This window comes from Pseudomonas laurentiana (assembly GCF_014648275.1).
Lineage (GTDB): Bacteria > Pseudomonadota > Gammaproteobacteria > Pseudomonadales > Pseudomonadaceae > Aquipseudomonas > Aquipseudomonas laurentiana.
In genome coordinates this window covers 36,033-57,292 of sequence record NZ_BMQU01000024.1, presented here as the reverse complement: position 1 = coordinate 57,292, position 21,260 = coordinate 36,033, and the positions used below count along the sequence as shown (strand labels likewise).

The following is a 21,260-nucleotide window of genomic DNA, read 5'->3' as shown; positions in this document are numbered from 1 at the left end:
GAAAACTCGGGCAACGGGATCGGCGTATTTCACCAGATTCGGGAAGTCTTCTTCAGGATTTCCTTAGAGCAAAAAACGTTGCTTGGCTAAGTTGCGGTTGGCCAACGTGCGACGGGAATGTAGGAAGTAGCAGGTGGGGGATCAGTGAAACGGATGTGAAAAAAACGATGAGGCCAGTAACGCCAAGTCAGCAGTTGAATAGGGTTTGAATCAAGGAGGCCCCGAACAGGTTGGTCGTCCGTGTCTGTATCTGCCGCCTCCTTCGCCTGTAGCACTTTAGTGCTCTGTGCCGTTCTGGCTTATGGGCATTCCAATGTAGCCCGGTGCAAGGCCAAAGACTTCGACGCCTTGAGGAACAGCACGTCCGGTGGTGACAAAAACCTTCTGCGGTATCTGTTCACGATGCTGTTGGTAGCGTACGAATGTCCGCCCTTCATGATCACGGTCAAGTGCTGAGACCGGTATCGCCATGGCGTTTTCAGCGTGATAGGTCACGATTGCCAGTCGCGCACTCATGCCGAGACGCACGCGTTGCTGTTGGTCTTGAGTCAGTGGGTCGAGGGTCGCGACGACCCCGTAGCTCGCGCCGGCTCCATGCATCTCGGACGGCAGGCGCTGTGCACTGATGGCCGAAATCTTGCCTGTCAGCGTCATGCCGAGAAAACCATCACCCGTGATCTGCACACGCATGCCTTCGTTCAACTGGTGCAGGTCTGCTTCTTCAATTCGGGTCACGGCGTTAATGTGTTCAAGGCTCACCAACTCGAACAAGGGCATGCCCTGAGTGGCACGCATGCCTTGCTGGATCGTGGTGGTGGCGTTTTCGTCCTGCTTGCGTGGGCGCAGGATGATCCCAGCGAATGGTGCACGGATCTCGCGTTGAGCGTGCAGTGCAACCAGCGCCTGATAGCGTGATCGGGCGTTGGCACATTCCATTTCGGCGATCTGTCGATGTTCGCCTTTACCCTTTTCGAGTGTGGCGCGCAGTTCAGCCTGTGACGCTGCCAGGTCGAGCGTTTGCATGCGCGCTTGTTGCTCGAGGGCTTCCACTTCCATCCGGGCCACAATGCCCCGATCGAACAGGCGGCGGGTATCGGTGAGCTTGTTCTGTGTGTCGTTCAGGCTCAATTGGGCATTGGTCACGGTTCGTTGAGCGCGGGCCACTTCTCCGCTGTGTGGCCAATGCTGTATCTCTTCGAGAGCGCGCTGAGCCTTGAGCTGTGCGGCAAGCGCTTCGCGTAACTGAATGTCCAGTTGTGAGCTGTCGAGGGTCAGCAGGCGCTGGTTGTATTCGACACGCTGGCCGTCGGTAACGGAAACTGTTTTTACTAACCCATCAAAGGGCGCGGCAAGTGTCGACGTCGTCGCAGCTTCCAGGCGCCCGACAAGGCCGAGTCGGTTTTCGAGCGTGCCTGGCTCAACGTGCAGCCAGTCATGTGTAGGCGATGTGCTTGTGGGGCGGGCCGGGTACACGAACATGACTGCCAGCGCGAGCAGGGTCAATACGCTGATCAGCCAGTACCGCGTCTGATGTGTGCGGGGAACCAGGGCGTGCTTAGTCATTGAGGGCAATTTCCCAGCTCTCCAAGGTTGTGCCCAATGTCTGATCCAGTTGGGCCTGTGTGTTGAGATAGGCGATCAGGGCATTGAGGCGTGTGCTTTCTGCTGTCCGCAGATCCGCTTCAAAACTCAATACCTGAAAATTACTGGAGCGACCGGCTTGCAGCTTCTCTCGTTCGATGTCGAGTTTCCGGCGTGACAGCTCACGCGCACGTTGGGCAATTTCATACTGGCGCCAGCGGGTGCCGAGGTTGCGCACGGCGTCACCGACATCGCGTTCGAGCAACTGGCGCGTCTCGCTGAGGCGAATGTCCTGGGTCTCGACGTTGACTCGGGCACGCATTTCAGCTTGGCGTCGGCTCAGGTCCCCAATGGGGATCTCGATCTGGAGACCGGCATAGCCCTCCCAGGTATGGTGGGATTCATGGCCGTGCTCTCCTGGGTAGTGGCTACGGGCCTGGGTGGCGGCACCAATGAGCGATAGGTCCCATCGTCGTTCGTTTCGGGCCACCGTGAGGTTGATAGCTGCTTGCTCGATTGCAATCCGTTGGACGAGGTAGGCGGGTTGTCGGTTCTGTGCAACCGCGAGTGCGTCGGCCAGCCCGAATTCCGTGCGTGTCACGTCAAGGCGTTCAATGGCCTGTACCGGTGTTTGCAGATCGAGCGCAAGCAGGTGCAGTAATTCAAGGCGGCTTGAGTCGAGTTGGTTGGAGGCTTCTTCGACCGCGAGTTCCTGTGTCGCCACATCCGCTTCGGTCTGCACGAGTTCGAATTCGGCCATGCGCCCGGCGGCGATCATGACCTTGTTGGCATCCAGTAGCTGGCGTGAGCGCGCCAGTGCTTCGCGGGCGATGCGCAACTGTTCTTGTGCACGCAGCAGTTCGCGGTAAGCGGTGATGATCTGGGTGACTGTGCTTGAGACGGTTGCTTTCAGGTTGAGGCGATTGACCTGCTCGGCCAGTTCGGCCAAGCGTATGGGGGCGGTTGCTACGTCGCGCCCTGCGCCGCGGAGCAGGGGCTGGATGACGCTGAGCGTTGCGCCATCGTTGTGTGTGCGGCCAGCATGGTTCGCCTGGGTAAGGTGATGACGCCATGACAGGCTGAACTGTGTCCCATATTCGCCAAGCATTGTGGTTGACGGGGTGACTTCGTTTTGCCGGTAGTGGTCATCCTGGTTGCGCGTGGCCAGGTGGCGGCTGCTTAGCACCAGTTTTGGCGTGAAGCGGTCTTTTTCCACGCGCAAGTCGAATTTCTGCACGATGCGCTCGAAGTACGCGCTACGGATGGCGTGATTGTTACGCAGACCTAGCAGCACCGCATCGCTCAAGGCCAGCGCTACCGTGTGTTCATTCGCAAACAGGCTCTTGCCGGGGCGGCTGGCCTGGGCGGGTGTCAGGCGTTCGGCGCACGCGTTTGTCGTGACCAGCAGCAGGTAGATCATGCCAATCAACAGATAACGGGTCGCAGCGTTGGGACGTGCGCATGGATCAGTCATCACGCAGCGCCGTCACCGGTTGCAGGTTGGCCGCACTCCGTGCTGGATGGAGGCCGAAGAACAGTGTGCTCAATAGCGAGCTGGCGATGCCCAGCGGCAGCGAGGTCATTGAGAGCGAAAACGACCACCCCGATAGCCTCACAAACATCCAGGCTGCGGCCACGCCGAGCAGGGCGCCAGCCAACGCGCCGACCACGGCCAATGCCATGGCCTCCAGTAGGAAGAGGCTGGCGATATCGCGTGGTCGGGCGCCGATTGCCATGCGTATGCCGATCTCTTGCCGCCGTTCGGACACGTTCATGACCATCACGTTCATGATGCCCACACCACCGACTAGTAGTGAAATGCTGGCCAGCCCGAGGAGCAGGTAGGAAAACGTCCGGGCTTGGCGCTCCAGCCCGTCCAGCAACTGCTGGGGAATTTGCACTTGTACGGTGTGGCCTGGCGCCTTGGGCGCCAGGTAATCACGCAGCGTCTCGGCATCTTCAGCCAGGCGCTCACTCTGCCGCCCCCTGGCGATGATGCTGGTGATCTCGGGCGTTGGAGTGATCCGTCTCATCCCCTCGATAGGCAGTAGGATCGCCTCGTCCACGGGAATGGGGATCAGTGGGTTGTGCCCATGGTCGGCCAGGATGCCGATGATCTCAAACAGGTAGCCCTCAATCGCTACGGGACCCTGATTGCTCACGCTGCCTACGTTCAGGGCTCTGGCTGCCTGTGCGCCCAGGACCGCGTAGGTGCTCTGCTGATCGTAAGGGGAGAGGAATCTGCCGTGACGGAGCCGGAGGCCTAATACACCTTCCAGTTCGTGGGAGGTTCCGATGACGCTCAAGGGATAGGCTTGGCCGGCTGCGCGGACAGTCGCCGAGTAGAGGATGGCTGGCGCGATTTCACGAAGGCCCGGGACGGCTTGTTTTACGTGCTGGGTGTCCAATGTGGCAGGTGCAGGACGCGTGACCGTACCAGGTGTGGCGGTGAAGCTGCCTACCATTACCTCGCTACCCAGGCCCTTGAATGTGCGGATGGCTTCGTGGGCCGCGTTGTGGCCTATGTTCAGCAGCGCGACGACGGCGGCGCAACCTGCCGCGATCCCTAGCAGGGCCAGCAGTGCGCGACGCCCAAGCAGGCGCAGGCTGCTCAGGGGGTCGCTCAGTGTTTGGCGCAGTGATGGCCCGTAGCGGTGTGGCTGTGCGTCAGGCATGTACTGGGTTCGGATACCGTTCAAGCAGATGCCCGTCTTTGACCAGTAGGCAGCGCTGCAGTGTCTGGGCCAGTGATTCGTCGTGGGTGACGATCACGAGGGTGACGCCCTGTTCTCGATTCAAGGCCTGTAACAGCGCGAGCACTTCCCCGGCGGTGTTGCTGTCGAGGTTGCCAGTGGGTTCGTCGGCCAGAATCAGATCGGGGTGGCCGACCAAGGCCCGAGCGATCGCTATACGCTGGCGTTGTCCGCCGGACAGTTCGGCCGGGCGATGATGGGCGCGATTGACCAGGCCGACACGCGTGACTTCCTGTAAGGCGAGACGCTGTGCCTCTGTGTGCCCATACCCCCGATAGAGCAGGGGCAGTGCCACGTTTTCCAGTGCGCTGAGGCGCGGGAGCAGGTTGAAGCTCTGGAACACAAACCCGATGCGCTGGTTGCGTGTTTGGGCACGGATGTGCGCCGTGGCGCGGGTCATGTCCTGGCCGTCGAGTAAAAGGCGACCGGACGTTGGTTGGTCAAGCAGGCCAATGATATTGAGCAGTGTGCTTTTCCCTGAACCGGAAGCGCCGACAATTGCGCAGCTTTGTCCTCGCATGACGGACAGCGACACGTTGTGAAGCGTGGATCGGCTCCCCACCGTTGTGGGGTAGGTGTGGCTGATACCTTCCAGTTGTAGAAGGTTATCCCCAGGCAAGGCGGTTGTGTGGTTGTTTCCTGTGTTTGGCACGGCCAGCTCCATCGAGTGAGCCTATTTTTCTATGGCTCTTAGGGGGCAGGCAATAAACGAAGTGTTGAAGGGTGGTGATTGGAGTTGTTCAAAAGTTAGCACGGTTTTAACTGCTTATATGTGGTGTCTCGATTTTGCTGGGTGTTCGGTGTTTATTGTGCACCTTGTTGTTTGTATGAATATTCTGATGTTCGAAAATTTGCTTTGGGTATGGACGGGTGTTGTTCGTGAAAAAGGGTTGACGTTATTTGTCGTGCCGACTAAGAATTGCCGTCGGTTACACCGAAAATAGCAGGTGCGACAAGGTTCTTCACGGCTGTGAATGGCGCCATAAAGCAGCGTTTGAATGTGGTTGGTTTATTTCAAGGCTTATTGTGCGTGTGCACGTGTGATAAACCGATGGCATGTCTGTGTCGATGGATCGCTTCGCGTTAAATAAATACGCATGGAGGGCCGCCATGGTTGGCGTTACAGGGTATACATCTTTTTCCAGTACCAGTGTGCTGAACCGGGCGAGCCCGAGCCAGCCCGTTGGCACCGACGACACAACCCGTTCCGTTGCGGTCATCCCGGCCGCCAGTGATGCAAGTACGGTGTCTACTCTGGCTCGGCAGCTCAGCGAGGCGGCTGTTCGTGCCGAGGCGCGCGATGCTGGGCTTGATTACAAGGCACTGGGTGAGGCGGCGAAAGTACTGTTGAATCAAATATCGGGTGTGAGCTACACACTCAACAAGGCTCGGCACGATGCGGAACTGCCGAACAGTGATGACCCAGAACTGCTGGAACGGGCCAGGCAGGCAACCGATTTCGTCAACAGTCGTTACCCAGGCTCCAACATCGTTGGCAAGAATCCTTTCGAGGGCATGTCACGAGATCAACTGGCTCTGATTGCCTATGACGATAGCGGTGCTTTCACGGTCAATGAGCGACGCGCAGCACTGTACGAAACCCAGGAGCAGGAGTACGAATGGCGCCGGATGGTGCTGGCAAAAGGTGACGCTGAATATAACAGTACCGGCAAGCTCACCGATTTTTTCACGGAGGTACTTGAGCACTATGAAGGGCTGCCGGCTATCGAGCAGGCACAATACCCTGGCAATTATGTGAGCCAGCTGCAGGGATGGATTGACAGCGGTTTCAACTACATCACTCACCAGGCGGAGGGCAAGGGCACGACCTTGGTCGGGTTGCTCGACGAATGGATGACTTCCGCGTCCTCACAACAAAATGATGCAACGGATTACCTGTCCGCTAGAGCGGGTGATGAGGCTGCGAGCAAACGCAGTTGAGTGCACAGCGCAATCAGGCGCCGTCAGTCAGGTTTATCGAAAAACCGTAAGCCCTGCATTGCTATTTGGAGTGCATCCAAGGGGTGTTGCTGCAATTTAATTATGCCTGTTCAATCCCATGGAAGACGTAAGTTATGACTATACATAAAACACTGCTTGTCCTGTGTTCTGTTGTTGCACTGTTCGCCGCAGGTTCGGCGCATGCTGGGCCTAAGGTCATGGTGACCTTTAAAAATAACGCGACTGCTAATGCCTCATACACTATCGAGACTTCAAATGAAGCCAGTACCAATGTAAATGCATCACCAAAACCGATCGCTATAGTGCCTGCCGGAGGGGCTAGCAGTTATACGGTTCAAAGCAATATTTCTCCTGATACAAATTTCGCTGCTGTCCGCTACAAAATTGGCGGTAAGACCTGTGCGTTTACCACGACGTATGTAAATACGTACAACTCAAGCGGTATCAAGGTGCCGTCCTGGAATAAAACGTCCACCCCCAGTGGTGGCGCCACGTGTACTGCGACTATCACCTCTACCAATTTCACAAGTCATGAGTGGTCGGTAGAGTTTGCAATGAAGTAGTCATCTCCATGGCCGGTGCTGTATTAGCGGGCCATTTTTCTTGCAAGACCTATTTGTCAGTCAAGGGAGGACCGTCATGGTCGGCGTTACAGGGTATACATCCTTTTTCGGTACAAGTGTGCTTGCCCGGGCCAGTCCAAGCCTGCCTATTAGCACCGACGACATAACCTGCTCGGCTGCGGTCATCCCAGCAGCGAGTGATGCAAGTACGGTGTCTACTCTGGCTCGGCAGCTCAGCGAGGCGGCTGCTCGTGCCGAGGCGCGTGATGCCGAACTTGATCGCAAGGCGCTAGGCGAGGTCGCGAAAACGCGGTTGAATGAAATTTTGGGTGACAGTTATCTCTTTAACAAGGCGAAGCATGACGCGGAGCTGCCAGGCAGTGACGACCCGGAGTTACTGACGCGGGCCAAAGATGCGACTGACTTCGTCAATGGGCGGATATATGGTTCCCGTACCGGCACCAATCCTTTTGCGGGCATGTCACGAGATCAGTTGGCTTTGATTACCTATGACGACAGTGGTGCTTTCACGGTCAATGAGCGGCTTGCCGCATTTTATGAGGCTCATGAGCAGGAGGAAGCTTGGCGCCGGATGGTGCTGGCAAAATCGGATGTTGAGTACAACAGCACCGGCAAACTTACCGGGTTTTTCATGGACGTCCTTGAGCATTATGAGGGACTACCGGCTATTGAGCAGGCGCAGTACCCCGATACCTATGTGAGCCAGCTGCAGGGATGGATTGACAGTGGTTTCAACTACATCACTCATCAGGCCGAGGGCAACGGCATGAACCTGAGCGGTTTACTTGAGCAGTGGCTTGTGGAAAGCCCGGATGGCCGCAAGGGCGTCTTGAACAGTACGAACCCCGAATAGTGTGAAGCGCTTCATGCGCCGGGTGAAGTACTGGGGGAAAGGGCGAGCGAAGTGATATTCTTCGCACCTTCGGTCAACGCGTGTCATTGCGACACGCGGGTTTGGCTGAACAGTCATACCTCCCCAATTATGGATATCGTTCGGGTCAGTTCATGAAGAAATCAGTAGGCGTACTTTCCGGTCTTGCGGTACTCGCGGCCTTGACTAGCGCAGGTACCTGGTACACCGGCAAGCAGTTGCCTGACGCCTTGAAGGCCTCTATTGCGCAAAGTAACGAGCAGGCCCAGAAGGCATTGCTTGGCACTGGCGCCAGTGCCAGCATCGAGTTGGTTTCGTTGGAGCAGCACTTTTACACCAGTACCGCCCGTTACCGTGTGAAGGTTGCAAACCTGGATGCCGGCGACGAGTCGGTGAGCCTTGAGTTGAATTTCGTTGATCGCATCGAGCACGGTCCGCTGCCATGGTCGCGTTTGAAAGCCTTCAAACTGATGCCGGTCATGGCAACCAGCAACTATGCGCTGGAGAAAACTGAAGGTACGGCCAAATGGTTTGCTGCGGCCAAGGATGTCGCGCCGCTGCAGGGCCAGGTCAGCCTGGGTTATGACCGTTCGGTTCAGGGCAGCATGAAGCTGTTGCCACTGGACGTTACCGGTGACGACGGCTCGGTGGTGAAATTCTCTGGCTTTAACCTGGATGTCGACAGCAGTGCCGATGCCGAGAAGGTCAAGGTCAATGGCACCATGGGCAGCCTCGCCATGACGCTGGTGTCGCCCGACACTGCACCGGTCAAGATCGACCTCAATGGCATGAACATTACGGGCGACCTGACCAAGACCACCTATGGCTTCTATGTCGGCCAGGTTGACTTCGGGCTGGCCAGCAGTCAGTTCGTGTTCGGCGATCAGCAGTCGACGTTGTTGCTCAAGGCACTTGAGCAGCGCAACGATTACCGCGCTGAAGGCGACAAAATGTCCGGCCGACTGACCTACAAGGTGGGTGACATCAGCTACGAAGGCAAGTCGGTCGGCAGTGCTCAGATGGTCATGAGTGTGAAGAGCCTGGACATTCCTGCGCTGCAGTCGCTGATGAGCTGGTATGAAAGCCATCTGCCTGAGATTCAGCAGGCCGCTGCCGAGGGGCAGTCCATGCCTCAGTTGGCGATGAGCCCTGAAGAAGAAGCGAAGGTACGCGAGGATGTTCTGAAGATGCTCGCGGCCAAGCCACAGGTTGCGTTGGAAGACCTGTCGTTCAAGACCGCTAACGGTGAGAGCCGTTTCAGCCTGGCGGTTGAGTTGAACAAGCCGACCTCGTTGGAACTGCCACCAGATCAGTTGGGTCGCCAATTGGTCTCCCAGCTCAAGAGCAATCTGACTGTGTCCAAGCCCATGATTGCTGATCTGGCTGTTCTGCAGGCAGCTTTCCAGGGTGAAACCGACACCCAGGCGATTGCCCAGCAGGCGTCGATGACCAGTGAAATGGTCGGGCAGATGGCGCTGCAGACGCAGTTGGCCAAGCTCCAGGGCAGTGATGTTGTTGCCAACCTGAACTATGTCGATGGCCAGGTGGAGTTCAATGGGCAGAAAATGACCCTCGAAGAGTTCGCCGGGCTGGTCATGGCCAACCTCGGTGCGATGGGGCAAATCGGCGGTTGATGTGATGCAAGGGGCGGGTAGCCAACGCTATGGCTGCCTGCCCTTGGCCTTTAGCGGCCAAAAAAACCTTTAGAATTCATCCGATTATCTGTAGCCTTCGGCATCCTATAAAGCCGAGGCCGCAGAGGCTCTCCGGTCCTGCCGCAACTGCCGTTCGGGCACTTGCTGACGGAACCTTAGCCGATTTGCCAGGGCTCGGTGATACACTCGACTTACGCGTATCAGCGCCTGCAGGTCTTGCCGAACATGACGCAAATATCCGAACGCCTTCTGGTTCAAGCTCACTTGGATGCCAAGCAATCCAAGCCACTGACACCTGAAGAAGAAGCCCATTACCGTGCAGCCATCGCTGCTGAGCTCAAGGCACAGGATGCGGTCCTGGTCGCTCACTACTACTGTGACCCGGTCATCCAGGCGCTCGCCGAAGAAACGGGCGGTTGTGTCTCTGACTCGCTGGAAATGGCCCGCTTTGGTACCAAGCACCCGGCCAAGACGGTCGTCGTTGCCGGTGTTCGCTTCATGGGCGAAACGGCCAAGATTCTCAACCCTGAGAAACGTGTGCTGATGCCAACCCTCGAAGCGACCTGTTCGCTTGATCTGGGTTGCCCGGTGGATGAGTTCTCGGCCTTCTGTGACAAGCACCCTGAACGTACCGTAGTGGTTTATGCCAATACGTCGGCTGCGGTCAAGGCGCGGGCCGACTGGGTGGTGACGTCCAGTTGTGCGCTGGAAATCGTCGAAAGCCTCATGGATAACGGCGAGACCATCATCTGGGGCCCGGACAAGCATCTAGGCCGTTACATCCAGAAGCAAACCGGCGCCGACATGTTGCTCTGGGACGGTGCCTGCATCGTTCACGAAGAGTTCAAGTCGCGGCAACTGGCGGACATGAAAGCGCTGTACCCCGATGCAGCGATTCTGGTTCACCCTGAATCCCCTGAGGCTGTGATCGAGCTCGCCGATGCAGTTGGCTCCACCAGCCAACTGATCGCCGCCGCGCAGTCCATGCCGAATAAAACCTTTATCGTCGCCACCGATCGCGGCATCTTCTACAAGATGCAGCAGTTGTGCCCGGACAAGGTCTTTATCGAGGCGCCTACTGCCGGTAATGGCGCGGCATGCCGTAGTTGCGCTCACTGCCCATGGATGGCCATGAACACACTGGAGCGTACCTTGCAGTGTTTGCGTGAGGGTACTAACGAGGTTTTTGTCGATGCCGCGTTGATACCGCAGGCCATTCGCCCGCTCAAGCGCATGCTGGACTTCACCCAGGCGGCACGGATGAAACTGTCCGGCAACGCCTGATACGCGCTTGAGCTGATCGCCAGTAACCTCGGCGCCTACCTGGTGTAGGCGCCTGTTACTGGCGAGCACGGGTTAGCGCATCATTTCCTTGACCATCCGTTGCTGCTCAAGCATTTCCCGTTGCCGGGCATCGAGGCGCGATGCCAGCTGGAAGTTATTGCCGGCACGGCGTTTGGCGTAATCCAGCTGCTGGATAGCCTGGTCGTAGTCACCGACCAGGGCAAAGTACTCTGCGCGGGCCTGGTGCAGGCCAATCGTGTTGCCTGACAGGCCCCGAGCTTCAGCCACTTCATACCAGACATCCGGGTCGTCCGGACGGTTCTTCAGCAAGCCATCCAGCGCTTTTTCCGCGTCGGCAGGACGATTCAGCTTGAGCAGTACATCGGCCCGTGCCTGCTGCAGTGGGTAGCTGCCAGGGTAGAGGGTGAGCATTTTCGTCACCCGTTGTTCTGCATCGGCCAGTCGGTTGTTGGTGATGTCCAGGTCGATTTGCGCCAGGTTATAGGTGATGTCGTTTGGCGCCTTGGCCAGCAGAGGCTTGAGGTTTTCTCGGGCTTCGTTCAGTTGGCCACCCTTGGTCTGGGCGATGGCCAGGCCATAGCGTGCGGCATCGAGCTTGGGGTTTTCCTCAAGCATGGCGCGAAAGCGCTTGGCGGCAAGGCCTGGGGTGCCCTCGTAGGTCAGTTGCACCCGGGAACGCATCAGTTGGTAGCGCAGGCTGTCCTCGGTACCGCCGGCAGGTGCCTGTTCGGCACGGTTTCGGGTGTCGGCAATACGCGACTCGGTCACCGGGTGAGTCAGCAGGAACTCGGGTGGCTTGGCGTCGAAACGGTACTGGCGCATCAGGCGCTCGAACATGCTCGGCATGTTCCGTGGGTCGTAACCAGCCTTTTCCAGGTTGATGATGCCGATACGGTCAGCTTCTTGCTCGTTCTGCCGGGAGAAGCGCCGCTGCTCCTGGATCGCTGCGGCCTGGGAACCGGCGATGGCGGCAATACCGGCGTCCCCGGCACCGGAAGCGGCAACCACGATCCCGGCCAGCAGTGCGGCCATCATGGGCAGTTGCATGCGTTGTTGGGCTTCAACACCACGGGCAAAGTGGCGCTGCGACAAGTGCGCCAGTTCGTGGGCAAGTACCGAGGCATATTCGCCTTCGTTCTGGGCGTTGAGGAACAAGCCTCCGTTGACCCCGACAATGCCGCCGGGTGCAGCAAAGGCGTTCAGTTCCTTGCTGTCGATCAGGATGAACTCCAGGCGCCGGTCCTGCAGTTGGCTGGTTTCGGCTAGTCGGTAGACGCTGGTTTCGACGTAGTCCTTGAGCTGAGGGTCGGACAGTTGGCCGACATTGCCTCGCAGCAGGCTGAGCCAGGCGCGGCCCAGTTGGTGTTCCTGTTGCGGTGAGACGATGGCCGAGCTGGCGTCGCCGAGTGACGGAAGGTCGTCAGCATGGCTCGGCAGCGCCAACAGGCAGGCCAACGTCAGCAAGGTAGGGCGCAAAAAATTCATGCACTAAGCTCTGGTCGACAAAGACCTTACTGTAGCCCGCTCGCACGTCTGCGACCAGAGGCGGTATTCTACCGGGCTTGTTTGTATCGTTGCCCTTTGCCGGGCACCCGCCTGGAGAGAACCGATGACCGATAGCCTGCCCTGTGATGCCGAGCTCGATGCCAGCGGCCTGAACTGCCCGCTGCCGCTGCTCAAGGCCAAGCTGGAGCTGAATCGGCTGGCCAGTGGCGAAGTACTCAAGGTGATTGCCACCGATGCGGGGTCGCAACGTGATTTTCGCACTTTTGCGCAATTGGCGGGTCACACACTGCTACTCGAAAAGGCCGAGGCCGGGGTTTTCAGCTACTGGTTGAAGAAAGCCTGAGTTTTCCCCGTATTTAAGGATTGTCGATGTTCAAAGTGCTTCGCGACTGGATGCAGCGCTATTTCTCCGATGAGGAGGCAGTGGTGCTGGCGGTGCTGCTGTTCCTGGCGTTTGCCGCGATATTGACCCTTGGCGGGATGCTCGCGCCCGTGTTGGCTGGCATGGTCCTGGCGTTTCTCATGCAGGGCCTGGTCAATGCCCTGGAGCGCTTCAAGGTCCCCAGCAAGATTGCCGTGGCGCTGGTGTTTACGTTGTTCATGGGGGCGCTGGCGGTGTTCCTGCTGGTGCTGGTGCCGTTGCTGTGGCATCAGTTGATCACCTTGTTCAACGAACTGCCCGGCATGCTTGGCAAATGGCAGTCGTTGTTGCTGCTGCTGCCAGAGCGTTATCCGCACCTGGTCTCGGACGAGCAGGTGCTGCAGGCCATTGAAGTCATGCGTGGCGAGATCGGCAAGTTCGGTCAGTGGGCGCTGACCTTCTCGTTGTCCAGCCTGCCGTTGCTGGTCAATATCATGATCTACCTGGTGCTGGTGCCAATCCTGGTGTTCTTTTTCCTCAAGGACCGTGAGCTGATTGCGCGCTGGGTCAGTGGCTACCTGCCGCGTGAGCGCGCCCTGATGACTCGGGTGGCGGAGGACATGAATCGGCAGATCGCCAACTACATTCGCGGTAAAGGTATCGAGATCCTGATTTGTGGTGTCGCGACCTACATCGCGTTTGTCGCCCTTGGGCTGAACTATGCGGCGCTGTTGGCGCTGCTGGTCGGTCTATCGGTGGTAGTGCCCTATGTCGGGGCGGTGGTGGTAACCGTACCGGTGACCTTGATCGCCTTGTTCCAGTGGGGCTGGGGAGACCAGTTCATTTACCTGATGGCGGTGTACGCGATCATTCAGGCGCTGGACGGCAACGTGTTGGTGCCGTTGCTGTTCTCCGAAGCGGTCAGCCTGCACCCGGTGGCAATCATCTGCGCCGTGCTGCTGTTCGGTGGCCTGTGGGGGTTCTGGGGGATCTTCTTTGCCATTCCGTTGGCGACCCTGTTCAAGGCAGTACTGGATGCCTGGCCTCGTCGGGAACCGCCTGTGGCGCCATTGCTGTAGCGTCCGGCGGGGTGATCACCGGCAAGGCGAGCTCCACCAGGAGCCGCCCTTGCCGACGATAGCGGTCAGGCCTTGCTCAACGCCTGCGCTTGGGCCAACACGGCTTCAACGTGGCCCGGTACTTTCACGCCACGCCACGCCTGGCGCAGTACACCGTCCTTGTCGATCAGGAAGGTACTGCGGTCTACGCCCAGGTATTCCTTGCCATAGAGCTTTTTCAGCTTGATCACGTCGAACAGTTGGCACAACGCCTCGTCCTTGTCGCTGATCAGCTCAAACGGGAACGCCTGCTTGCACTTGAAGTTCTCGTGCGATTTCAAGCTGTCGCGGGAAACGCCAAACACCTCGGTGTCGGTCGCCTGGAAGGCCGCATAGTGATCCCGAAAACCCTGGCCTTCGGTGGTGCAGCCAGGGGTGCTGTCCTTGGGGTAGAAGTACAGCACGACCTGGCGGCCTTTGAGGGCTTCCAGGCTGATCTGCTTGCCGCTGGTGGCCTCGGCCTGGAAAGCGGGGACCGATTGATCGAGTTCAACAGCCATGGTGCATTCCTTACATGGGGTTTTGTGGGCGCCAGGGTTCGATCAGCGCATCCAGGTTGAGTGCGTCGGCGAAGTCCAGGAACTGATCGCGCAGCCAGCTGATCTGTGTACCGGCAGGCAGCGTCACGGTGAACGTGGCGTTGAGCATGGTGCCGCCGGTTTGCGGTGCCTGATAGGTATCGCAGGTCAGGTTCTCCAGTTCGACCCGGTGGTCGATGAAGAACTGGCACAGCTCATTGATGATATCGGGGCGATAGGCGGCACTGATGTAGGCGACATACGGCAGGGACAGTGGACGAACCTCCAGGCCCGCGCTGCGCACGACATTGACCGTGAAGCTGTGCTTCTTGGCCAGGCTTGGAAGTGCAGCCTCGAGTCGCGCCAGCGCGTCCCAGCTGCCCGATACCTGGAGCACCAGTGCGCTGCATTCCCCGTGGCGTGTCAGGCGCGAGGTTACGACGGAGCAACGGTTGTCGTTGCTGGTACGGCACAGGATGTTGGTCAGTTCCATGGGATTTGGGCCCAGGGCGCTGATGACAAGGAATTGTTCGCGAACAGTGGGGGTGGACATGCAGCATTCCTAAAGCGATGAGCGGTCGGTACGTGACGTGGCAAGAGGCTGTGCTTTATTACAGTTCCACCGCTCAGAATCGAGGGTCAGGGCGCAGCCGAGGTGCATCATCAGCAAGCCAGGGGGCTGCTGCGTACCGATCAAAGAGGGAAGGGTAGCGAAAACTGCTGCCGAGGGGAATGCTCCGCCTACCTGCTTCGCTTGTGCAAGCCCGATGGCGCCAGTACCATTACCGCTCTCTTTTTCCGGCAGGAGCAGTTTCATGATTGCGGGCAGTATGGTGGCATTGGTCACACCCATGGATGCACAAGGGCGTCTTGACTGGGACAGCCTCAGCAAACTCGTGGACTTTCACCTGAAAAACGGTACTCATGCCATCGTTGCCGTCGGTACCACCGGCGAGTCTGCGACCCTTGATGTCGAAGAACACATCAAAGTGATTGAGGCTGTGGTCAAACAGGTCAACGGGCGTATCCCGGTGATCGCTGGCACCGGCGCCAACTCGACGCGTGAAGCGGTCGAGCTGACACGCAACGCCAAGAACGCAGGCGCTGATGCCTGCCTGCTGGTGGTGCCGTACTACAACAAGCCGACCCAGGAAGGCTTGTACCAGCACTTCAAGCATATCGCTGAAGCCGTAGACATCCCGCAGATTCTCTACAACGTGCCAGGCCGCACGTCCTGCGACATGCAGGCCGAGACCGTCATTCGCCTGTCGACCGTACCGAACATCATCGGCATCAAGGAAGCCACAGGCGACCTGAAGCGCGCCAAGGCCATCCTGGATGGCGTCAGCAAGGACTTCATCGTCCTGTCCGGCGATGATCCAACGGCCGTTGAGCTGATCCTGATGGGCGGCAAAGGCAATATTTCGGTAACCGCCAACGTTGCACCGCGCGAAATGGCCGACCTGTGTGAAGCCGCCCTCAAAGGCGATGCCGAAACGGCCCGTGCCATCAACGAAAAACTGATGCCGCTGCACAGAGACCTGTTCATCGAAGCCAACCCGATCCCGGTGAAGTGGGCGTTGGTGGAAATGGGCCTGATGCACAAAGGCATTCGCCTGCCGCTGACCTGGCTGAGCGAACCTTGTCATGAAACGCTGCGGCAGGCCATGCGCCAGTCCGGCGTACTGGTTTAACTGAGGAAGTACACCGCATGAAGCGATTGGCTGGTCTTTCCGCCCTTGCCTTGATTATCTCCAGTACCAGCGGGTGCGGCTGGCTGTGGGGCGAAGACGGTTACTTCCGTGACCGTGGCAGCGATTATCTGGAGGCTACCCAGAAGCCGCCGATGCAACTGCCACCGGATATCAGCAGTGCCAAGCGTCTCGACCCGCTGCTGCCGATCCCGCGTAATGTCGCGGACGGCAGTGCCAAGGGCGAGTTCGAAGTGCCGCGTCCGCTGCCGTTGTCGACGGCGGGTGAAGCCAGCGATTTCAGCCTGCAGAAGAGTGGCAACTCGCGTTGGGTACTGGCCCAGCGTGCACCGGCTGAAGTCTGGCCAGTGGCTCGTCAGTTCTTTGAAGACAACGGTTTCCGTATTGCCGAAGAGCGTCCGCAAACCGGTGAGTTCACGACCACCTGGCAGCGTTCCGACGAGCTGTCGGCCTCAATGGCCAAGCGCCTGGCAAGCACCGCCACCAGCAGTGACAGTGAAATGCGTGCGCGTGTCCGCATCGAGCCGGGTGTACAGCGGGGCACCAGTGAAGTCTATGTGGTGACTGCTGAGCGTCCGGCCGGCAGCACCGCCGAGGTTGATTTCCCGGCGCGTTCCGTCAATACCGCCGCCGATGCCCTGCTGGTCGATGAAATGCTCGCCAGCATGACCCGTAGCGCCGAGAAGGGCGGTTCCGTCTCGTTGCTTGCTGCTCGTGACTTCGATGCACCTAGCCGTGTCAGCCTGAGCGAAGATGGCAGCGGCAACCCGGTGTTGAACCTGGGTGCCGATCTCGATCGCGCCTGGTCCAGCGTAGGTCGTGCCTTGGAGCACGGCGAGTGGCGTGTCGAGGACATCAACCGCAGCCTGGGTCTTTACTACATCAACCTGGCCGAGAAGGCTGAAAAGCATGACCAGGAGCCTGGCTTCTTCGGCAAGCTGTTCGGCAGTGAACCGAGCAAGGAAGAGCGCGAAGCCCGTGCCGAGCGTTATCAGGTTCGCCTGAGCAAGGTGGGTGACAGTGTCCAGGTAACGGTCGAGAAAAACATCAACACCGTCGCGCCAGCCGATGTCGCTCGCCGTGTGTTGAGTGTCATTCAGGACAACCTGGGTTAAGTGCGCTTCGCCGTACTAGGAAGCGGTAGCCAGGGCAATGGTACGCTGATCGCCAGTGACGATACCTGTGTGCTGGTCGATTGTGGCTTTTCCCTGCGGGAAACCGAGCGGCGCCTGGCGCTGCTTGGTGTAGCGCCAGGTCAATTGAACGCCATCGTCGTTACCCATGAGCATGCGGATCATGTTCATGGGGTTGGTTTGCTGGCGCGGCGCTACAATCTACCGGTCTACCTCAGTCGCGGGACGCTGCGCGGGATGCGCAAGCCTGTCGAGGCCGCAGGCTTCCTGGCAGGTGACGAACGGTTGCAGGTGGGAAGCTTGAGTATTACCGCGGTTGCTGTTGCGCACGATGCGCAGGAGCCGCTGCAGTATGTGTTCAGTGACGGTCATCGGCGGTTGGGTGTACTGACCGACCTGGGTTCGTATGATGATCGGCTGTTGGCTCACTATCAGGATCTGGACGCCTTGTTGATCGAGGCCAATCACTGCCGTGATCTGCTGGCGAGAGGGCATTACCCCTATTTCCTCAAGCAGCGGGTGGGGGGTGATCTAGGACATTTGAACAACCATCAGGCCGCGCGCCTGGTGGCCGAGTTGGGTTGGCACAAGCTGCAGCATCTGGTGCTGGCCCACCTCAGTAGCAAGAACAACCAGCCACAGCTGGCCCGGCAGTGTTTTGTCGACGCCTTGGGGTGCGACCCGGGCTGGCTACAGGTGGCCAATCAGGATTCAGGGCTCGACTGGCGCGAAATCGCCCGGCCCATCTAACTTAGCAAGCGGAGCCCATCATGGAAAAACGTGAAGAACTCTACCGCGGCAAAGCCAAGTCGGTTTACAAGACCGATGACGCTGACCGCTTGATCCTGCTGTTTCGCAACGACACTTCGGCGTTCGACGGCAAGCGTATCGAACAGCTCGACCGCAAAGGCATGGTGAACAACAAGTTCAACGCCTTCATCATGCAGAAACTCGAAGAGGCGGGCATCCCGACTCAATTCGACAAACTGCTGGGTGACAACGAGTGCCTGGTCAAGAAGCTCGACATGATTCCGGTCGAGTGCGTCGTGCGCAACTATGCTGCTGGCAGCCTGGTCAAGCGTCTGGGCGTTGAGGAAGGCATCAAGCTGGAGCCTTCGACCTTCGAACTGTTCCTGAAAAACGACGAGAAGGGCGATCCGTTCATCAACGAATCCCACGTTGTTGCGTTCGGCTGGGGTACTTCCGAGCAACTGGCGAAGATGAAAGCGCTGTCGCTGAAGGTCAATGAAGTGCTGACCAAGCTCTTCGACGACGCTGGCCTGCTGCTGGTGGACTTCAAGCTGGAGTTCGGTGTATTCCACGGCGAAATCGTGCTGGGCGACGAGTTCAGCCCGGATGGTTGCCGCCTGTGGGACAAGGAAACCCGCAAGAAGATGGACAAGGACCGCTTCCGTCAGGGCCTCGGTGACGTCATCGAAGCCTACGAAGAAGTGGCCAAGCGCCTGGGCGTACCGCTGTAAGCTGGCGTTTTAACGCAAGCGCCTGATACCACGCGAATTTTTTTCGCAAGGCGCTTTGCCTTTTGGCAATCTGCTGGTATCATGCGCGCCACTGGAGAGATGCCGGAGTGGCCGAACGGGACGGATTCGAAATCCGTTGTACTGGCAACAGTACCTAGGGTTCAAATCCCTATCTCTCCGCCATACATGAAGTACGCGAAACCCCTGAAAGTGTTAACGCTTTCAGGGGTTTTGTGCTTTGGGGTGTTGGCTTTTCAGGCCGCTACAGTGCAGCGGCCTTCTGCGGTTTCAATGCTCGCTCTTCGCTCTTTTTATCCTGATCAGGATAAGCATGAGAATGCTGATGGCCAGCGGGCTCATGGCCAGCATTGCTTCTTTCGGCGACATCTCCAGCCCCAGGGTGTGTGCGCCTGAGTAGAGCAGCTTGAGCAGATTCAGCAGGTAGTAGGTAATGGCGATAATCGACAGGCCTTCTACTGCGCGTTGGATTTTTATTTGGGTATCAGCCCGATTGCTCAGGCTCTTGAGGATTTCCGCGTTCTGTTCCTCCATTTCGACTTGTACGCGTGCCTGCAGCAGGTCGCCAAGGTTGGCTACGCTTTTGGCCAACTGATCCAGGCGTTGTTCGGTGACGGCGCAATACCTGACGGTGGGCTTGAATCGTCTTTCGATGAAAATACCGAGCCGCTGGCAGTCCCCGACGTGGCTTTCCCGTAGTTCGCTCAGGCGTTCAAATACCAGTTGGGCATAGGCTTGTGTCGCGCTGAAGCGGTGTCGGGTTTTCGCGGTACTGCTGACCACTTGTGCCGACAGGTTGGCGATGTCGGCCAGTAGTGCCTTGGCATCGCCGGTCTCGGCGCCGGCGTTGCGCTCCGAGAGGTTGACCAGCGTTCTGTCGAAGGTATTGAGCTGAGTGCTCAAGGTTTTCGCGGTGGTGAGCGAAAGCGAGGCCATCATGCGGTAGGTTTCGATTTCCAGCAGGCGCCGGATCATGCGTCCTTGGCGGTAGGCATTCAGGCGCTTGTTTACGAATAGAAAGCGATTGGTGCCGTCTTCGCTCAAGCGGAAATCGCTCCACACCACCGCATCGCCTCCACCTATGCAAGAGCCGCAGGGGTCTTTGAATCCGAAGCTGGAAAGGTCGCCGTTAAAGGACGTATCGGCGCGTACCACAATCTGTACGGCGTTGATCATGTGCTGCAAATAAGGCGCAACCCGGTCCATGAGGGCTTTTGGAGGTGGGCTCCAGCCAGGCTCGGGGTTGGACGACGTGACCACCACGGTAAGGGTCAGGAACTCTGCATGCCGCTCCCATTTCAATGCGTGGCCATCCAGCTGGGTGATGCCCTGAACGGTATCGGGATCGATGGGGTCGTGGCAGAAGCTGCTCAGGAGGGTGTTGCACGGAACCTCGTGGGTGAGGAATGCCAAGTGATAGACATTCGCCGGCGCGTCGAAATACAGGGAGGGGCGGGCGTGCAACTCATTGTGCAGGGTCTTTCTTTGCGGGTGCATGTCGTTCAAGCCATATTGGAATTGTTCTTGGCGCTTTCGATGATGCCGATGACGAAGGTGGCCAGTGTTTGTGTCAGGATCTGCTCGTTCACCTGAGCCTCGCGCCCTTCGCGTCCTCATTCGTCAGCAATGGTCAATCTACTGCTGTTCTTGGGACAGGTTGATATACGCCCGAGTCACCCGTTGCAGGCGATGAGTGTCCAAATAGCTGAAGCTAACAAGGCTCTGGGTGACGAGTTGCCCGCGCTCTATTGAACCTGCATGTCAGCGTTATCCAGCAACCAATCCCGAAATGCCTGCAGTGCTGGCAAGGCCTTGTTGCGGGGTGGGTATACCAGGTAGTAGCTGCGCGGACTGGCATAGGGCAGGGCAGGGCTGCTCAGCTCGCCACGGGCCAGTTCGTCGGTGATCAGGATCCTGGGTACCAGGCCAATACCGATGTCGGCCCGCACGGCCTGGATAAGGTGCGAGGTCAGTTCGAAGCTCGGTCCCAGGCGCATGGCCTGGTGGGTCAGGCCGTGGTGGATGAACCATTCGCCCCAGGCGTTGAGATTGTTTGCGACGCTGAGCAGCACCTGTTTGCTGATGTCCTCGGGCGTCCAGCAGGGCCGTGAGGCGGCCAGGCTTGGTGAAAGGATGACCATCAGCTCTTCGGCATGCAGGCGGTGGCAGATCAGCCCCGGCAGGTCGCTGGCCGCGACTACGATGGCGGCGTCGATGCCGCTGGTCGCGAAGTCGATCGGTTCGATCCGTGAATTGATGTGCACCAGTACCTCGGGGTGGCTGCGGTAGAACTCATGCAGGCGCGGAAGCAGCCATTTGGAGCCAAAGGTCGGCAGGGTCGCCAGGCGCAGGCTGCCGCCGCCTGCCTGATGGGCAATGGCGTGCAAGGTGGCGCTGCGCACGCGGCCCAATGCTTCGCTGATCTCTCGCTGGTACAGGCGTCCGACATCGGTGAGTTGGACGGCGCGGCCCTCTCGACGGAACAGCGTCACCCCCAGTTGACGTTCCAGGATCTGGACCTGACGGCTGACGGCACTCTGGGTCAGGGACAGTTCTGCGGCTGCGCGGGTGTAGCTCTCATGCCGTGCAGCAGCCTCAAAGGCCAGCAGCAAGGACATGGAAGGGGTGAGGTTGCGGTAATTCATTCGTAAAAGTCATCGAAGGCTGCGTGAGTATCTGTTTGTGCCTGGCCCAAAGCTCAG

Annotated in this window: 20 protein-coding genes and 1 tRNA gene; 12 read left to right on the top strand and 9 right to left on the bottom strand. The window is 58.5% G+C overall.

The window, feature by feature from the left end; genetic code table 11:
- Positions 1–276: 276 nt before the first annotated feature.
- Genes IE038_RS20675 through IE038_RS20660 form a run of 4 tightly spaced genes read right to left on the bottom strand, consistent with a single transcriptional unit; the run spans position 277 to position 4,986 of the window.
- Entirely contained in the window at positions 277–1,563 is a 1,287-nt protein-coding gene (locus IE038_RS20675; RefSeq protein ID WP_163937389.1) for an efflux RND transporter periplasmic adaptor subunit, read from the bottom strand.
- Complete coding sequence (locus tag IE038_RS20670; RefSeq protein ID WP_163937386.1) at positions 1,556–3,055, bottom strand: TolC family protein; 1,500 nt, start codon at positions 3,053–3,055, stop codon at positions 1,556–1,558. Before IE038_RS20670 ends, IE038_RS20675 begins: the two co-directional genes overlap by 8 nt.
- A complete protein-coding gene (locus tag IE038_RS20665) occupies positions 3,048–4,256 on the bottom strand; it encodes an ABC transporter permease (protein ID WP_163937392.1) in 1,209 nt (402 codons plus the stop codon). The genes IE038_RS20670 and IE038_RS20665 overlap by 8 nt, the downstream gene beginning before the upstream one ends.
- Positions 4,249–4,986 (bottom strand): ABC transporter ATP-binding protein, encoded by a 738-nt coding sequence (locus IE038_RS20660; protein WP_308425309.1) that lies wholly within the window; start codon positions 4,984–4,986, stop codon positions 4,249–4,251. The genes IE038_RS20665 and IE038_RS20660 overlap by 8 nt, the downstream gene beginning before the upstream one ends.
- Positions 4,987–5,444: 458 nt before the next feature.
- Here IE038_RS20660 and IE038_RS20655 point away from each other — a divergent pair, with 458 nt between their 5' ends.
- The 5 genes from IE038_RS20655 to nadA all read left to right on the top strand — a co-directional run bounded on the left by IE038_RS20655 (position 5,445) and on the right by nadA (position 10,690).
- Positions 5,445–6,275, top strand: a complete 831-nt coding sequence (locus IE038_RS20655) for a hypothetical protein (protein ID WP_229775708.1) — start codon at positions 5,445–5,447, stop codon at positions 6,273–6,275.
- 134 nt (positions 6,276–6,409) lie between these two features.
- Positions 6,410–6,859 carry a hypothetical protein gene (locus IE038_RS20650; RefSeq protein WP_163937383.1) on the top strand — a complete coding sequence of 150 codons (450 nt, stop codon included), beginning with the start codon at positions 6,410–6,412 and terminating at the stop codon, positions 6,857–6,859.
- Positions 6,860–6,935: 76 nt separating this feature from the next.
- On the top strand, positions 6,936–7,733 hold the full coding sequence (locus IE038_RS20645; protein ID WP_229775707.1) for a hypothetical protein: 798 nt from the start codon (positions 6,936–6,938) through the stop codon (positions 7,731–7,733).
- Between the two features lie 152 nt (positions 7,734–7,885).
- Positions 7,886–9,385, top strand: coding sequence for a YdgA family protein (locus IE038_RS20640; protein WP_189396204.1), 1,500 nt, complete (start codon positions 7,886–7,888; stop codon positions 9,383–9,385).
- Between the two features lie 246 nt (positions 9,386–9,631).
- Positions 9,632–10,690: a quinolinate synthase NadA gene (gene nadA, locus IE038_RS20635; RefSeq protein ID WP_163936910.1), complete on the top strand. Its 1,059-nt coding sequence runs from the start codon at positions 9,632–9,634 to the stop codon at positions 10,688–10,690.
- A gap of 72 nt (positions 10,691–10,762) precedes the next feature.
- Here nadA and IE038_RS20630 read toward each other — a convergent pair whose 3' ends face one another.
- On the bottom strand, positions 10,763–12,196 hold the full coding sequence (locus tag IE038_RS20630; RefSeq protein WP_189396203.1) for a M48 family metalloprotease: 1,434 nt from the start codon (positions 12,194–12,196) through the stop codon (positions 10,763–10,765).
- A 124-nt stretch (positions 12,197–12,320) separates the two neighbouring features.
- Between IE038_RS20630 and IE038_RS20625 the strand changes: the two genes are divergently transcribed.
- Both IE038_RS20625 and IE038_RS20620 read left to right on the top strand, forming a co-directional pair.
- Positions 12,321–12,560: a sulfurtransferase TusA family protein gene (locus IE038_RS20625; protein WP_163936907.1), complete on the top strand. Its 240-nt coding sequence runs from the start codon at positions 12,321–12,323 to the stop codon at positions 12,558–12,560.
- Positions 12,561–12,586: 26 nt separating this feature from the next.
- Complete coding sequence (locus IE038_RS20620) at positions 12,587–13,657, top strand: AI-2E family transporter (protein WP_163936904.1); 1,071 nt, start codon at positions 12,587–12,589, stop codon at positions 13,655–13,657.
- Between the two features lie 65 nt (positions 13,658–13,722).
- Here IE038_RS20620 and IE038_RS20615 read toward each other — a convergent pair whose 3' ends face one another.
- On the bottom strand, positions 13,723–14,196 hold the full coding sequence (locus tag IE038_RS20615; RefSeq protein WP_163936901.1) for a peroxiredoxin: 474 nt from the start codon (positions 14,194–14,196) through the stop codon (positions 13,723–13,725).
- Between the two features lie 10 nt (positions 14,197–14,206).
- On the bottom strand, positions 14,207–14,767 hold the full coding sequence (locus tag IE038_RS20610) for a glycine cleavage system transcriptional repressor (RefSeq protein ID WP_163936899.1): 561 nt from the start codon (positions 14,765–14,767) through the stop codon (positions 14,207–14,209).
- A 262-nt stretch (positions 14,768–15,029) separates the two neighbouring features.
- On the opposite strand from IE038_RS20610, the gene dapA reads away from it, so the two are divergent.
- The 5 genes from dapA to IE038_RS20585 all read left to right on the top strand — a co-directional run bounded on the left by dapA (position 15,030) and on the right by IE038_RS20585 (position 18,723).
- Complete coding sequence (gene dapA / locus IE038_RS20605) at positions 15,030–15,908, top strand: 4-hydroxy-tetrahydrodipicolinate synthase (RefSeq protein ID WP_065759616.1); 879 nt, start codon at positions 15,030–15,032, stop codon at positions 15,906–15,908.
- A gap of 17 nt (positions 15,909–15,925) precedes the next feature.
- Positions 15,926–17,041 carry an NlpB/DapX family lipoprotein gene (gene bamC, locus IE038_RS20600; protein WP_163936896.1) on the top strand — a complete coding sequence of 372 codons (1,116 nt, stop codon included), beginning with the start codon at positions 15,926–15,928 and terminating at the stop codon, positions 17,039–17,041.
- Positions 17,042–17,809 (top strand): MBL fold metallo-hydrolase, encoded by a 768-nt coding sequence (locus tag IE038_RS20595; RefSeq protein WP_163936893.1) that lies wholly within the window; start codon positions 17,042–17,044, stop codon positions 17,807–17,809.
- Positions 17,810–17,829: 20 nt separating this feature from the next.
- On the top strand, positions 17,830–18,540 hold the full coding sequence (purC, locus tag IE038_RS20590; RefSeq protein ID WP_163936890.1) for a phosphoribosylaminoimidazolesuccinocarboxamide synthase: 711 nt from the start codon (positions 17,830–17,832) through the stop codon (positions 18,538–18,540).
- A 93-nt stretch (positions 18,541–18,633) separates the two neighbouring features.
- A tRNA-Ser gene (locus IE038_RS20585) sits at positions 18,634–18,723 on the top strand.
- Between the two features lie 105 nt (positions 18,724–18,828).
- Here IE038_RS20585 and IE038_RS20580 read toward each other — a convergent pair.
- Both IE038_RS20580 and IE038_RS20575 read right to left on the bottom strand, forming a co-directional pair.
- Positions 18,829–20,055, bottom strand: a complete 1,227-nt coding sequence (locus IE038_RS20580) for a DUF3422 domain-containing protein (RefSeq protein WP_163936888.1) — start codon at positions 20,053–20,055, stop codon at positions 18,829–18,831.
- A gap of 248 nt (positions 20,056–20,303) precedes the next feature.
- Positions 20,304–21,203 carry a LysR substrate-binding domain-containing protein gene (locus IE038_RS20575; RefSeq protein WP_189396202.1) on the bottom strand — a complete coding sequence of 300 codons (900 nt, stop codon included), beginning with the start codon at positions 21,201–21,203 and terminating at the stop codon, positions 20,304–20,306.
- Positions 21,204–21,260: the final 57 nt, after the last annotated feature.

What these genes read in the sequence shown, in the direction of transcription:
- IE038_RS20675 (WP_163937389.1), bottom strand. Translation starts at nt 1,563, where the DNA reads ATGACTAAGCACGCCCTGGTTCCCCGCACACATCAGACGCGGTACTGG.
- IE038_RS20670 (WP_163937386.1), bottom strand. Translation starts at nt 3,055, where the DNA reads ATGACTGATCCATGCGCACGTCCCAACGCTGCGACCCGTTATCTGTTG.
- IE038_RS20665 (WP_163937392.1), bottom strand. Translation starts at nt 4,256, where the DNA reads ATGCCTGACGCACAGCCACACCGCTACGGGCCATCACTGCGCCAAACA.
- IE038_RS20655 (WP_229775708.1), top strand. Translation starts at nt 5,445, where the DNA reads ATGGTTGGCGTTACAGGGTATACATCTTTTTCCAGTACCAGTGTGCTG.
- IE038_RS20650 (WP_163937383.1), top strand. Translation starts at nt 6,410, where the DNA reads ATGACTATACATAAAACACTGCTTGTCCTGTGTTCTGTTGTTGCACTG.
- IE038_RS20645 (WP_229775707.1), top strand. Translation starts at nt 6,936, where the DNA reads ATGGTCGGCGTTACAGGGTATACATCCTTTTTCGGTACAAGTGTGCTT.
- IE038_RS20640 (WP_189396204.1), top strand. Translation starts at nt 7,886, where the DNA reads ATGAAGAAATCAGTAGGCGTACTTTCCGGTCTTGCGGTACTCGCGGCC.
- nadA (WP_163936910.1), top strand. Translation starts at nt 9,632, where the DNA reads ATGACGCAAATATCCGAACGCCTTCTGGTTCAAGCTCACTTGGATGCC.
- IE038_RS20630 (WP_189396203.1), bottom strand. Translation starts at nt 12,196, where the DNA reads ATGAATTTTTTGCGCCCTACCTTGCTGACGTTGGCCTGCCTGTTGGCG.
- IE038_RS20625 (WP_163936907.1), top strand. Translation starts at nt 12,321, where the DNA reads ATGACCGATAGCCTGCCCTGTGATGCCGAGCTCGATGCCAGCGGCCTG.
- IE038_RS20620 (WP_163936904.1), top strand. Translation starts at nt 12,587, where the DNA reads ATGTTCAAAGTGCTTCGCGACTGGATGCAGCGCTATTTCTCCGATGAG.
- IE038_RS20615 (WP_163936901.1), bottom strand. Translation starts at nt 14,196, where the DNA reads ATGGCTGTTGAACTCGATCAATCGGTCCCCGCTTTCCAGGCCGAGGCC.
- IE038_RS20610 (WP_163936899.1), bottom strand. Translation starts at nt 14,767, where the DNA reads ATGTCCACCCCCACTGTTCGCGAACAATTCCTTGTCATCAGCGCCCTG.
- dapA (WP_065759616.1), top strand. Translation starts at nt 15,030, where the DNA reads ATGATTGCGGGCAGTATGGTGGCATTGGTCACACCCATGGATGCACAA.
- bamC (WP_163936896.1), top strand. Translation starts at nt 15,926, where the DNA reads ATGAAGCGATTGGCTGGTCTTTCCGCCCTTGCCTTGATTATCTCCAGT.
- purC (WP_163936890.1), top strand. Translation starts at nt 17,830, where the DNA reads ATGGAAAAACGTGAAGAACTCTACCGCGGCAAAGCCAAGTCGGTTTAC.
- IE038_RS20580 (WP_163936888.1), bottom strand. Translation starts at nt 20,055, where the DNA reads ATGCACCCGCAAAGAAAGACCCTGCACAATGAGTTGCACGCCCGCCCC.
- IE038_RS20575 (WP_189396202.1), bottom strand. Translation starts at nt 21,203, where the DNA reads ATGAATTACCGCAACCTCACCCCTTCCATGTCCTTGCTGCTGGCCTTT.